This window comes from Marinobacterium ramblicola, assembly GCF_019084545.1.
GTDB classification, from domain to species: domain Bacteria; phylum Pseudomonadota; class Gammaproteobacteria; order Pseudomonadales; family Balneatricaceae; genus Marinobacterium_D; species Marinobacterium_D ramblicola.
Genome location: NZ_JAHREP010000008.1, coordinates 125898 through 139601, shown reverse-complemented (window position 1 = coordinate 139601; position 13704 = coordinate 125898). Strand labels below are relative to the sequence as shown.

The 13704-nt window shown below is 58.9% G+C and carries 10 protein-coding genes; 8 read left to right on the top strand and 2 right to left on the bottom strand.

The window, feature by feature from the left end:
- Positions 1-65 precede the first annotated feature (65 nt).
- Entirely contained in the window at positions 66-2192 is a 2127-nt protein-coding gene (locus tag KQ940_RS08150; RefSeq protein ID WP_217412938.1) for a TRAP transporter permease, read from the top strand.
- 211 nt (positions 2193-2403) lie between these two features.
- Here the strand turns inward: KQ940_RS08150 and KQ940_RS08145 are convergent, their stop codons facing one another.
- Positions 2404-3981 (bottom strand): methyl-accepting chemotaxis protein, encoded by a 1578-nt coding sequence (locus tag KQ940_RS08145; protein WP_217412937.1) that lies wholly within the window; start codon positions 3979-3981, stop codon positions 2404-2406.
- A 387-nt stretch (positions 3982-4368) separates the two neighbouring features.
- Here KQ940_RS08145 and alaC point away from each other — a divergent pair, with 387 nt between their 5' ends.
- The gene (gene alaC / locus KQ940_RS08140; protein WP_217412936.1) at positions 4369-5601 is read left to right on the top strand and encodes an alanine transaminase; all 1233 of its coding nucleotides are present in this window, start codon (positions 4369-4371) and stop codon (positions 5599-5601) included.
- 73 nt (positions 5602-5674) lie between these two features.
- A complete protein-coding gene (locus KQ940_RS08135; RefSeq protein WP_217412935.1) occupies positions 5675-6865 on the top strand; it encodes an AAA family ATPase in 1191 nt (396 codons plus the stop codon).
- Between the two features lie 704 nt (positions 6866-7569).
- On the opposite strand, the gene KQ940_RS08130 is transcribed toward KQ940_RS08135, so the two are convergent.
- Positions 7570-8340, bottom strand: a complete 771-nt coding sequence (locus tag KQ940_RS08130) for a M90 family metallopeptidase (protein WP_217412934.1) — start codon at positions 8338-8340, stop codon at positions 7570-7572.
- Between the two features lie 154 nt (positions 8341-8494).
- Here KQ940_RS08130 and rapA point away from each other — a divergent pair, with 154 nt between their 5' ends.
- The 5 genes from rapA (at position 8495) to KQ940_RS08105 (ending at position 13621) form a co-directional block, all read left to right on the top strand.
- Positions 8495-11356: an RNA polymerase-associated protein RapA gene (rapA, locus tag KQ940_RS08125; RefSeq protein ID WP_217412933.1), complete on the top strand. Its 2862-nt coding sequence runs from the start codon at positions 8495-8497 to the stop codon at positions 11354-11356.
- Positions 11357-11384: 28 nt separating this feature from the next.
- Positions 11385-11870 (top strand): hypothetical protein, encoded by a 486-nt coding sequence (locus KQ940_RS08120; RefSeq protein WP_217412932.1) that lies wholly within the window; start codon positions 11385-11387, stop codon positions 11868-11870.
- 54 nt (positions 11871-11924) lie between these two features.
- Positions 11925-12443 carry a DUF411 domain-containing protein gene (locus KQ940_RS08115; RefSeq protein ID WP_217412931.1) on the top strand — a complete coding sequence of 173 codons (519 nt, stop codon included), beginning with the start codon at positions 11925-11927 and terminating at the stop codon, positions 12441-12443.
- Positions 12444-12546: 103 nt separating this feature from the next.
- Entirely contained in the window at positions 12547-12960 is a 414-nt protein-coding gene (locus tag KQ940_RS08110; protein WP_217412930.1) for a VOC family protein, read from the top strand.
- A 40-nt stretch (positions 12961-13000) separates the two neighbouring features.
- On the top strand, positions 13001-13621 hold the full coding sequence (locus KQ940_RS08105) for a LysE family translocator (protein ID WP_217412929.1): 621 nt from the start codon (positions 13001-13003) through the stop codon (positions 13619-13621).
- Positions 13622-13704: the final 83 nt, after the last annotated feature.

The following is a 13704-nucleotide window of genomic DNA, read 5'->3' as shown; positions in this document are numbered from 1 at the left end:
GCTCTCCGTTTGCACCGCGGACGAGCCGGTCTTTGGTGAGCAAAAAATAAACGAGGATCGAGTTGATGACCGACTCACAAACTGCCGAGCGATTAAAAAGCCTGGAGCTGACACAGCGTGACGAGAAGTCGTTGGCTGGTCGTTTCATCTACTGGGCGGGGGTCGTGTTCGCGCTGGCCCATATCTATTTCAATACCATCGGCACCATGTCCGAGCTCTGGGTGTCGGCGATCCACTTTGCCGGATTTGCTTTGATCACGGCGCTGATGGTGCCGATGCGCGCGACGCGTGGAGAGGGGAGTGCCAAGCTGATCCTCGCGGTCGACATTCTGATCGGTCTTGTGGCGGTTGGCACCACGATCTACCTGATGCTGTTCGAGGATGCGCTGTACGACCGCGGCGTTCATTTCATCACCTCGGACTGGATCGTCGCCGTGGTGGCGATACTGATTGCACTGGAGATGACCCGTCGTACTACCGGCTGGTTCATCCCGTCGCTGATCCTGGTGGCACTGACCTATGTATTCTGGTGGGGACAGTACGTGCCGGGCATGTTCCAGTTTCCGGGCCTGAGCCTGGAGACGGTGATGTTTCGCAGCTACTTCTCCTCCGAGGGGATGTTCGGCTCTATCGCCCAGATCTCCTGGACCTATGTGTTCATGTTCATTCTGTTCGGTGCCTTCCTGGTCAAGTCCGGCGCCGGCGATTTCATCATCGAGCTGTCGCGCTGCGTGGCCGGGCGTTTCGTTGGCGGACCTGGTCTGGTCGCGGTGTTCGGCTCAGGACTGATGGGGTCGGTGTCCGGTTCCTCCGTGGCCAACACCGTGTCCACCGGCGTTATCACCATTCCGATGATGCAGAAGGCGGGCTTTCCCGCGCGCTTTGCCGCCGGTGTCGAAGCGGCCGCCTCCACCGGTGGGCAGTTGATGCCGCCGGTGATGGGGGCGGGCGCGTTCATCATGGCCTCCTATACCCAGATCCCCTACGTCACCATCATCGGCATCGCCGCACTGCCTGCGCTGCTCTATTTCCTGTCGGTCGGTTTCTATGTCCGTGTCGAGGCCAAACGCAGCCACGCCCATGCGGTGGAAATGGATGCGCGTCCGTTCAAGGAGGTGATGAAGGAGGGGTGGCACTGCCTGCTGCCGATCATCGTGCTGGTGGCATTGCTGATCTACGGTTTCACCCCCACCTATGCCGCTGGTATCTCGATCATTTCGACGGTGCTGGCCTCCTGGTTGTCGCCACGCCGGATGGGAGTGCGCGATGTGCTCGACGCGCTGGCGCAGGGTTCGAAGAACATGGCAACCACGGCGATGCTGCTGATCGCAGTGGGCATCGTCGTCAACGTGGTGTCGATGACCGGTATCGGTAACACCTTTTCGCTGATGGTCACCAACTGGGCCAGTGGCAGTCTGCTGGTTACCATCGTGCTGGTGGCCTTGGCATCGCTGATCCTGGGCATGGGGCTGCCTGTAACGGCGGCCTATATCGTGCTGGCGACGCTGTCGGCACCGGCGCTGTATAACCTGATGGCGGAACGCGAGCTTATCGACCTGATCGTCTCTGGCCAGCTGCCGGAAGCGGCACGCACCATCTTCATGCTGATCGATCCCAACGCGCTGACCGCTCTGGCCCAGCCGATGCCCGCGGCCGATGCCGCCGCGCTGGTGGCCCAGGTGCCGTCCGACTTCAAGGGGCAGCTGTTGCAGCAGGCGCTGGATCCGACCCTGCTGTCGATGCTGCTGCTGTCGGCGCATATGATCATCTTCTGGCTGTCGCAGGACTCCAACGTGACACCGCCGGTTTGCCTGACCGCCTTTGCCGCCGCGGCGATCGCACGGACGCCGCCGATGGCGACAGGCCTTACCGCCTGGAAACTGTCCAAGGGGCTCTATGTGGTGCCGTTGTTGTTCGCCTATACCCCGTTCATTGGCGGTAGCTGGGATGAAGTGCTGACCATCTTCCTGTTCGGTATCCTGGGCATGTACGCCTTTGTCGGCTTCATGGAGGGGTACCTGGAAGGAAAGCTGAATATCGCCCTGCGCCTGCTCAGCGGCATCTGCGCGCTGGGGCTGCTCTGGCCGCACGGGCATCTGGTCTACGATCTGGCGGCGGCAGTGGTCTTCATCGGGCTGTTCATCTATAGCCGCCGGTTCGATACACCGGCCATGCAGACTCAAGCCGGTTAAGTTTCCAGCGCGAGCTGGTATCGAGGCACCGAAAATGGCGGCACTCTCCATCTTGTAGGAGAGTGTTCGCCGTTTTTTTATCGATTAGGCTTTGAATCTATTTACCAGCACCGATCACTCTACCTCTGGTGGAATGGATTATGTAGATTGGCCAGGCGGGCCCACTTCGTTTTTTCTGAGTGGCGAAGCCCAATTGCACGATGTTGATGCCTCACCTCGAAATCGCCTGCTTCTGCCAGAACTGTTTGGCGAGCGATTGAAACTCGTTAAATGTGTCGTGCATGGTGTCGCTGACGGTCGAGGTGCATTCCATGCTGTGCAGGTTGCTCTCCGATGCGTCTCGAATGCTGACGATGTTCTGACTGATCTGTTCGGCGACCACGCTCTGTTGCTCGACCGCCGAAGCGATCTGGGTACACATATCACTGATACGGCAGATGGTATCGAGGACATCATTGAAGGAGGATGCGGTTACGGCGCTCTGTTCGGCGCAGCAGTCGGCGCTTTGCAGCGCCGTTGTCATCGCTTCGACCGCCTGACCGGAAGCGGATTGCAGGTTGCCGACCACCAAGCGTATCTCCTCTATCGATGTGCGGGTCCGGTTGGCAAGCCCGCGCACCTCGTCGGCCACGACGGCGAATCCACGACCCGTTTCACCGGCACGTGCCGCCTCGATTGCCGCGTTGAGTGCCAGCAGATTGGTCTGGTCTGCTATCTCGGTTATCACATCAAGTACGACCGCAATACTGCCGGCGCTGACTTCCAGCTCCCGGATGATGGTGGAGGAGTGTGCGATCTGCTCCTTCAGTACCAGAATCGCATTGACACTCCGATCGACAACCTGTTTGCCCGAGCTTGCCGCCTCCAGCCCCTTGCCGGACTGGGCGGAACTCTGCTGCGCATGCTTGGCGACCTCATGAATGGTAGCCGACATCTCGTTGATGGCGGCTACTGCCTGGTCGGTATCGGAGAACTGCTGATGTGACTGCTCTTTCGCTTCGCCGATCGCGCTGCCTAGTGTGTTGCACCCCTTTTCCATTATCGCGGCGGTATCGGCGATTCGTCCGATCAACCCGGCCGTCTCCGCCTCCAGGGCCTTGAAGGCAAGCTCGATCATGCCGTACTCGTCCCGGCGCCCGGTGTAGACATGCTGTGCAACCGGATCGTCGATGACCGCTTTGGCTTTGTCCTTTAGTTTATTTATTGGGGCGAGCAGTCCCGATAGCAGCAGTGCATTGAACAGCGTGACCATTAGCGCGTAGAGATAGTCGTTCTGTACCAGGGACAGATGTAGGCCGAGCGAGAGCATACTGGACAGAGATACCAGTAGAACCATCTTTGAAGTAACTGACAGCCTGGAACGCTTCAGGGCCGATGTTTTGCCTTTCAGTAGCTGTGGGTAGAGTTTCTTTGCACGCTCTACATGCGTGCGGTCGGGTTTACGCCGAACCGATTGGTACTCGGCAATGCTGTCGCCCTGCTTGATTGGCGTGGCGTAAGCATCCACCCAGTAGTGATCGCCGTTCTTGCAGCGGTTCTTGACGATCCCCATCCAGGACTTCCCGTCCTTTATCGTGCCCCAGAGCCCCGCGAAGGCGGCGGGCGGCATATCGGGATGTCGGACGATGTTATGGCTGCTGCCGATCAGCTCTGCTTCACTGAATCCGCTGATGCTGATGAAGTCCTGATTGATATACCGTATCCGTCCCTTTAAGTCGGTCGTTGACAGAATATTGGTTGAAGCCGGGTAGTCGATCTCGCGCTGAGTGACCGGACCGTTGTCTTTCACGGTATTTACTCCTGTAATCCGATAATTCTTATTCGTTGGTCTCGGGGTCTACCTTGGTTCTCGGCACTTATCGAGAACCGCAAAGCGACCATTGGCTCGGGTGGATAAAAACGTTTGGATATAACTGGATTTGTTAATCTTTTGTTAAGATTTACAATATTTGCATTTTAAACCGCACACATATTGCGGGTATATGAGGGTAAATCTGTTTTTGTGTGGGATTATTCTTACTTTTTGACGGAAAAAGTGGGGTGTATAAAGTGCCATCGGAAAGATAAAAAATGGTCGTCAAGAGTTGGCGATCGGTATACCCTTTGCTCCACGGTCATAAAAGCATGGCCGGCGTCGCTCGGACGGTTCCGGGCGCTTACGTGACAAGAGGTTATCATGGCCGATAATGCTGGCACTCCCCCCGTACGTCGTTTTTCTCGTATCGACCGTCTTCCCCCCTACGTATTCAATATCACCGCCGAGCTGAAGATGGCGGCGCGTCGGCGTGGCGAAGATATCATCGACTTCAGCATGGGCAATCCGGATGGCCCGACGCCTCCGCATATCGTTGAAAAGCTCTGCACCGTGGCGCAGCGCGAAGATACCCACGGCTACTCTACCTCGCGCGGCATTCCGCGTCTGCGCCGGGCGATCTCGCACTGGTACCGCGACCGCTACGAGGTGGAGATCGACCCCGAGGATGAGGCGATCGTCACCATCGGTTCCAAGGAGGGGCTGGCGCACCTGATGCTGGCCACTTGCGACCACGGCGATACCGTGCTGGTGCCCAATCCGAGTTACCCGATCCATATCTACGGTGCGGTGATCGCCGGTGCCCAGGTGCGTTCGGTACCGCTGATACCCGGTGTCGATTTCTTTGTCGAGCTCGAGCGGGCGATCCGCGAAGCGATTCCGAAACCGAAGATGATGATCCTCGGTTTCCCGTCGAACCCGACCGCGCAGTGTGTCGAACTGGATTTCTTCGAGCGCGTGGTGGCCTTGGCCAAGCAGTACGGCATCATCGTCGTACACGACCTGGCCTATGCCGATATTGTCTACGATGGCTGGAAAGCGCCGTCGATCATGCAGGTGCCGGGTGCGAAGGATGTAGCGGTGGAGTTCTTCACCCTGTCCAAGAGCTACAACATGGCCGGTTGGCGCATCGGTTTCATGGTCGGCAACAAGGAGCTGGTGCACGCGTTGGCACGGATCAAGAGCTACCACGACTATGGCACCTTCACTCCGCTGCAGGTGGCGGCCATTGCCGCGCTCGAGGGTGATCAGCAGTGTGTGCGCGATATCGCCGAACAGTACCGCCAGCGTCGCAACGCCCTGGCCAAGGGGCTGCACGAGGCGGGCTGGATGGTCGATGTGCCGAAAGCCTCCATGTATATCTGGGCCAAGATCCCGGAACCCTACCGTGAGATGGGCTCGCTGGAGTTCTCCAAGAAGCTGCTGGCCGACGCCAAGGTGTGTGTGTCGCCCGGTATAGGTTTCGGCGACTACGGTGACGACTACGTGCGCTTCGCCCTGATCGAGAACCAGGACCGCATCCGTCAGGCGGTGCGCGGCATCAAGGCGATGTTCCGCAAGGATGGCCTGATCGAGAGGCCGACGAAGCGGCAGTAAACCGTTGGAATAGCGGGTCGGGTTTCGAGGATGACCAGGTGCAGGGGTCGCTCACAGGGATAATGAGGTTGATATGATGATACGTAAGCTGTCCGTTAATGGCTTCAAGTCTTTGCATGAGGAAACACTGGAGTTGGGGCGCGTCAACTGCTTTATCGGCGCCAATGGCGTTGGTAAGAGCAATATCCTCGAGTCCCTTGGAGTCCTGGGGGCTGCGGCCAATGGAGTGGTCGATGACGAGAGCCTTCTTCGCCGAGGCGTAAGGGCAGGTGTTCCGCGGCTTTATAAAAGCTCATTTGCCTCTGAAAGAACCCCTGCACATATCCGCCTGGAAGTTAATGGTGACAAAGGGGAGGCCTATCGCGTATCCCTCTTGAACCCTTTGGATTCGCCGGAACCCTCCTGGAGTTACAAAACGGAAGTGCTGAGCGACGGGTGTGAAGAGATCATTTCCGACGGCGTGAGGAACAAGAAAAACTTGAATCCACAGGCCGGGCTGGCTGCACTACGGATAGTGGATCTGGATGTCGACAACGCTGCAGCGCTCCTTATGAAAAGGTTGCAGGAGTATGCAATCTACTGCCCCAACACACCAACACTCAGAGGCATCGAGCAAGATATCCAGTCCCGCGCTCCGGTTGGATTGAATGGCGGTCAACTGGCGGAGGGATACGCGGCCTTGGTTAGGCACCTGGAAGGGCAGGGCGATACCGGTGAAGAGATACTGGATCAAGTTATCGAGTTGATCGATTGGATCTCCGATATCGAGACCACGACCCATGGTTCTTCTTTGCTATCGAGCAAGGTGCCGCGTAGCAAGGTGATGCTCAAGTTTACCGATCGCTTCATGCAGACAAGCCGTAATGAGTTGACCGCGTATGATGCCAGTGAAGGGGCGTTATATGTCATTTTCTGCGCTCTGCTGTGTCTATCCCCGAACGCCCCCCGGTTGTTTGCCGTAGATAATTTGGACCAGGCACTCAATCCCCGTCTGGCGAGGCTGTTGACCTCAAGACTTGCTGGATGGCTGGCCCACAACAGTGCGGATCGGCAGTTGTTGTTTACAACCCATAATCCGGCGGTGCTCGATGGCCTGAATCTGCTGGACCCCGAAACCCGACTGTTCGCGGTTGAGCGCACCAGTAACGGGATAACCGCTGTTCGCAGGATCGAGCTGTCGGCAGAGCTGGTAAAAATGAATAAGGACTATCCTCTATCCCGCCTGTGGATGATGGGGCACTTGGGGGCCGTGCCGAATGTCTGAGCTACGGATAGCGCTGGTTGCAGAGGGATCTACCGATTACGTCATTGTTGAAGCCGCACTCAAGGCATTTCTGACGGCACCTTTTATCCTGACTCAGTTGCGGCCGGAAGAAACTCGGCCGGGCATGGGGACAGGTTGGGGCGGTGTGCTCAAGTGGTGTTGGCACGCGGGAGAGCGTCATTCCGGCGATCTGGAAACTGATCCTACTCTGGCAAATTTTGACTTGTTGATACTCCATCTGGATGTCGATGTTGCTACCTTTCGATACTCCCAATGCGGGGAAGAGGTGGCCGATATCGCGCACTCCCGGAGATGGGGCATGTTGCCCTGCGCACGCTCCTGTCCTCCCGTTAGAGACTCTTGTCTGGAATTGGAGGCTGTTGTGAGCAGTTGGCTGGGTTCGGCTCGATTAGGGTGTTCATCCGTGCTGTGTTTGCCCGCACAGTCGTCGGGCAGTTGGCTTGCCGCAGCGGTCTTGCCGCCGGACCATCAACTCTTGGCCAACCATCTTGAATGCGATGGCTCGGTTGAACCAGGGTTGTGTCGGTTACCGAGGCAGCACCGAATCAAAAAGACCCGCAGGGACTATCAGCGCTACGCGCAGCAATTGACCGAGAACTGGGCAGCGGTCAAGTCCATGTGTAGTCAGGCGCGTGTGTTCGAAAATTCCATACTTGCCGCTATAGGATAAGGGTTTGAAACGATCAGAACCCGCTATCGGAACCTGAACGACCGTAGAACATCTCCAGCTGTGCTGCCACCTCCGGAAACGCGTTTTGCAGAATATCCGGTCGCTCGAAGTGATACTCGCTGGTTACCGCGAAGAACTCCGCGGGTGAGGTTGCCGCGTAATCATCGATCTGGGGTTCGACTCCGCTATCCAGTTGCTGATTCAATCCTTCGAAGGCGTTACTGAACGCCCGGGTCCAGCCCGTGGCATCCATCCCCTTTGGCAGAGGCGGAAATCCGTTGAACGCGCCGTTGCGTGCGTCCAACACGTGGGCTATCTCGTGGACCACTACATTATGCCCATCCGTCATCAATCCCGAGTGCAGTACGTCCGGCCAGGAGAGGACCAGGGTGCCATGTTCCCAAGCCTCACCGCTTAGCGGTTCATAACCTTCATGTACGACGCCAAACTCGTCCTGCTCTTCATGATGAACCAGAAACGCCTCCGGATAGATCCCTACCTCCCGGATATCATCCAGCCAGTGGTAACCGAGGTTGAGTACAGGTAAACAGGCCAGCGCCGATACTCTCAGCGCCATCTCCAGATCCGGCTCCAACCCGTCGCCGCCGAAGAACTTCTTATCGGCAAGGAATCGCTCAACCAGTTCCTTCAGCTTCTGCTGAGCCGGGTCACTCAGTGCCCGCAGCAGCGGAACCGAGTCGACCAGCAGATACCATCGGTCCGCCTCGATACTTTCTATTTTGTGGTGCGCAGCGCTGAGATAGGCAAAGAGTTTGTCGAGCACGTTTTACATCCCGTGGATCTATTTCAGGAAGTTTAACCGAATACGGGTCCAGTCTTTTGCTAGTCTTTTGAAGCAGTGCAGCAAGGGCAGCATTCTGGCTCGAGTCGAGCTATCATGTGCGCCCCGTTTCATACCCACAGATGGAGTTCAGGTTTTGTCTCACGAGCAGTTTACCCCCGGTCAGCGCTGGATCAGTAACACAGAAGCGGATCTGGGGTTAGGCATCGTCATTGAGTGTGCCAATCGTCGTGTCGAAATCGCATTCCCCGCGGTGATGGAACAGCGAACCTACGCGATCGACAATGCGCCGTTGAGCCGTGTGATCTATGAACCCGGCGAACGGGTCAATAACCATCACGGCGATACCCTGGAGGTGTTGGAGCGCTTCGAGAACCGTGGCTGCTTTATCTACCGCTGCAGTGATGCCGGGGGCTCAGAGGTGGTGCTGACCGAGCCCGAGCTGGACAGCGCTGTTCACTTTGCTCGACCGGAGCAGCGTTTGCTGGCCGGTCAGATCGATCGCAACGGCCTGTTCAAACTGCGCGTGCGTACGCTAGAGCACCACCACCGGCTGATGAGTTCCCCTGTGTATGGCTTGCTCGGTGCCCGGGTACAGTTACTGCCGCATCAGTTCCATATCGCGGTGGAGCTTTCCTCACGGGAGCATCCGCGTGCGCTGCTGGCCGATGAGGTGGGCTTGGGCAAAACCATCGAAGCGGGTCTGGTGATGCATCAGCGCCTGATCAGTGGCCGTGCCAGCCGAGTGCTGGTGGTGGTGCCCGATAACCTGGTGCATCAGTGGCTGGTGGAGCTGCTGCGTCGCTTCAACCTGATGTTCACCCTGTTGGACGAAGAGCGCTGCATGGCGCTGCTGGAATCCGATAGCGGTAACCCGTTCGAGTCCAGCCAACTGGTCCTCTGTCCGCTGTCCCTGTTGACCCAGCGCGATGCTCGTCTGAAGCAGGCGCTGTTGGCGAGCTGGGATCTTTTGGTGGTGGATGAGGCGCATCACCTGGGCTGGACGCCGACAGCGGTCAGCCATGGCTACCGCTGTATCGAGGCGCTGGCCGAGAAGATTCCGGGCGTGCTGTTGCTGACCGCGACACCGGAACAACTGGGTCCCGAGGGACACTTCGCCCGTCTGCGTCTGCTTGACCCTGAGCGCTACCACGACCTGGATAGTTTTATTGCCGAGAGCGACCGGTTTCACCATCTTAGCCGTGCCATTGCGCCGTTGCTGGAGGAGGGCGGCACCGACCTGCTGGCCGCCGACAGCCGGGTTCAGCACGAGATCGCCGGCTGGCTTGGCGATGAAGCCCTGGGTAACTGGCTCGCGTTGCCGCGGGACAAACGTGAGCAGGGGCTGGCAGCTCTGATCGCCTCACTGATCGATCGCCACGGCACCGGCCGAGTGCTGTTTCGCAACACCCGCGACAGCGTCAGCGGTTTCCGCTCGCGTCAGCTCGATGCCGTGCCGCTGCCGATGCCGGCGGTGTACGAAGAGGCGGCGCTGACCGCGAAGCTGGAGCAGGCGCTGCATCCGGAACAGCTGCTTGGGCCTGACTGGGTCGAGATCGATCCGCGGGTGGAGTGGCTGGTGCAGTGGCTGCGTGATAACCGCAAGGACAAGGCGCTGGTGATTTGCGCCAAGGCGGAGACCGCGATTGCGCTGGAGGAGTATCTGAACCTGCGTCAGGGGCTGCGCACCGCAGCTTTCCATGAGGGGATGTCGCTGATCAACCGCGACCGTGCGGCCGCCTACTTTTCCGATCTGGAGCTGGGCGCCCAGGTGCTGATCTGTTCCGAGATCGGCTCAGAGGGGCGCAACTTCCAGTTTGCCAGCCACCTGGTCCTGTTTGACCTGCCGCTGAGCCCGGATCTGCTGGAGCAGCGTATCGGTCGCCTCGACCGTATCGGCCAGCGCTTCGATATCCAGATCCATGTGCCCTACTACCAGGACAGTGCCGTGGGCGTGCTGCTGGACTGGTATGACAGCGGACTGGAGGCGTTCAGCCGCGTCTGCGCCACCGGTGAGGCGATCTATCATCAGGTCGCTGACGAGTTGTACGAGTGCCTGAACGATCCGCAGAATCTGCAAGCACTGCAGCAGTTGATTGCTGATACCGCCAGTGCCCGTATCGAACTTGAGGATAAGCTGGCGACCGGCCGCGACCGGTTGTTGGAGCTGGGCAGCTGCGATCAGGCGCGAGCCGAGGCGCTGACCGCCGCGGTGATCGAGGCGGAGTCGGGTGAAGAGCTGCAAGCCTACGCAGAGAAACTGTTCGAGCGTTTCGGCGTCGATACCCAGCCTCACGGTGAGGATGGACTGGTGCTGCAGATGGGCGAGCACATGCTGTGCCAGCTGCCGGGCCTGGAGGATGAGGGGCTGACGCTGACCTTCAACCGCGAGCGGGCGCTGTCGCGTGAAGATATCGAGTACATGAGCTGGGAGCACCCGCTGCTGGCCGGCACCATGGAGCTGATCCTGCGCGGCGAGTATGGCAACAACTCGCTGGTGACGTTGAAGCTGCCGCCGCTGCCGCCGGGTACCCTGCTGCTGGAAGCGATCTTCCAGCTGCACACCACGGCGCCGCGGGCACTGCAGCTGCAGCGCTATCTGCCCAAGGGGCTGGTGCGGGTACTGGTCGGCCCCAACGGCCAGGATCTGGCCGGGCCGCTGGGCCATGAGCCGTTGAACAAGCTGGCCGAGACGGTATCCCGTACTGCCGGACAGAACATGGTGCGCCTGGCCCGCGAGCAGATCGTGACCCAGCTGAAACAGGCTGATGCAATGGCGCAGAAACAGCTGGCGCCGATGGTCGAGCAGGCGCTGGAGCGGATGCACGCCGAGCAGGGCGCCGAATACCAGCGCCTGGAAGCTCTGGCGGCGGTGAATCCCGGCATCCATCCCGCGGAGCTTGAGGCACTGGCTGCGCGCAGGACGCAGATGGCGGATGCCCTGTCCCGTGCCGAACTCAAACTCGATGCGGTCCGGGTGATTCTGGTACGTGAGTAAACCGCCTGTTGACCGGGGGCAGGGCCGAATGGCGGGCCCCGGTTATCATGTGCAGTTGCTGGTACTTGATTTTGCATTGGTGCATGATGCTCATCATGGCGTACCACAGAGCGATGACCCGCGGAGAGTTGGCTTGATCAACCGGATCAGACAAGGTGTTTCCACTATCGGCATCATGCTGATGCTGGCGCTGATGTTGCTGACGCAATCGCTCAGCCTCCAGGCCTCCGTGGAGATGGTGGCTGGCGATCAGATGGGGGGCGTGCTCCATCAGCGGGTGGATTGTACGCCATATGCCGAATGCGCTGATGTCATGAGCGAAGCTGCTTCCGACTGTTGCTCGGCGGAGTTCGAGCGGCATTGCGGTTCCGGACTCTGCCCGGTAGTAACACTGGGGTTGAGCAACGCGCCGATACTTGTCGTACCGTCAGGTGGCTTGGCGCCAGAATCGACGGTTGCGCCACTGGTCGGAACCGCGCAATCGCCTCCCTATCCACCTCCGAAAACGAATTGATCGAACCTGGCACGTTTACGTCGATCAAATCATCTGTTTTCCGGAGAGATCAATATGTCCACATTCCGTAACCTCTGTATTGGCTCGCTGCTGTTCGGTACCACGTTGCTGACCGCCTGTTCAGAGAGCTCGGCCACCGACAGCGGCTCGGCCGCTGTCGAAGCCAAGGCCTCGACCATCGCGCTCGATGTCTACAAAAGCCCGACCTGCGGCTGCTGCACCAGCTGGGTGGAGCACGCCCAGACCCACGGCTTCACCTCGTCCATCCACCACGCCGATAATCTTAACGCGATCAAGGATGAGCACGGCATCGCAGCCAACATGCGCTCCTGCCATACCGCGGTCTCGAAAGAGGGGTATGTGTTTGAGGGCCATGTACCCGCCAAGCTGGTGAAGCGTTTCCTCGCAGCTCCGCCGGAAGGCGCACTTGGGCTGGCGGTACCGGGCATGCCCCTGGGCAGCCCGGGCATGGAGATGGGCGACAGGTTCCAGGCCTATCCGGTGGTGCTGCTGAACAAGGATGGCAGCTTCCAGCTCTATGAAAAGATCGAACAACCGAGCCAGCAGTATTGAGCTTCAGCCCGCCCCTTATGGGGGCGGGCAAACTGTCGAATCCGTCCCCTATCAATCGCTATACTGATTGAATTCGCTAACACCAAGAGAACAGGTAGAAAAGATGCTGGATATCGAAGGCATAGACCATATCGTGCTGCGTACGGCACAGATAGACGCGATGCTTGAGTTCTATATAAACAAGCTCGGTTGCACGCTGGAGCGCGATACCGGACCGGAAACCGGCCTGGTTCAGCTGCGTGCCGGTAACGCCTTGATCGATATCGTCCGCGTGGACAGCGAACTCGGCAGGATGGGCGGAGGGCCGCCGACCCGGACCGAAAATAACCTGGATCACCTGTGCCTGCGTTTGGCACCGATCGGCGAGCAGCAACTGCACGATACCCTGGCTCAAGCCGGTATCGAGATGAGTACCTTCGAGACACGTTACGGTGCCGAAGGTTTCGGCCCCTCGGTCTATATTCAGGATCCGGACGGCAATACGGTTGAATTAAGGTCCGCATTGGCTAAAAATTAGTCGTCTGATAACTTTCGGTTCTGTCTGCGGATTACCTGCCATGTCACTGCATCTGTTGCTGATCTTTATCCCGGCCTGCTTCGCGCTGAACCTGTCGCCGGGCCCCAATAACCTGCTGGCGATGAGCAATGCCCAGCGCTTCGGCCTGCGCAACGCCGTGCTCGCCGGGGCTGGGCGCCTGCTGGCCTTTGCCGTGATGATCGCACTGGCGGCGTCGGGCCTGGCGGTGGTGCTGCACACCTCGGAGCTGATCTTCACCCTGATCAAGGTCGTTGGTGCTCTCTACCTGTTCTGGATGGCGTACAAGCTCTGGATAGCGGGTGTGACGCCGGAAGAGATCGCGCTGGATGCCAAGCGCAAGAGTTTGTTCGATATGGCGCGGCAGGAGTTCCTGCTGGCATCGGGTAATCCCAAAGCGATCCTGATCTTCACCGCGTTCCTGCCCCAGTTCGTCGATCCCGCAGGCGATATGGCGGTGCAGTTCTCCATCGTTGGCGGCTTGTTCCTGCTGCTGGAGTGGGTGGCGATCGCCCTTTACGGAGCCGCCGGACTCTATTTGAAGCAGTGGTTTGCCCGGCCTCGGGGACAGCGCATCTTCAACCGTAGCTGCGCCGTGCTGCTTGCCGGTGCCGGTGGCACCCTGTTGGCGTCTCAGCGCTGACACGGCGACAAAGATAGAGTTGAGCGCAGCATCGCCGGTAACGGTATGGCCGTTACCGCGCTTCCACACCAGAAAATCCGCTA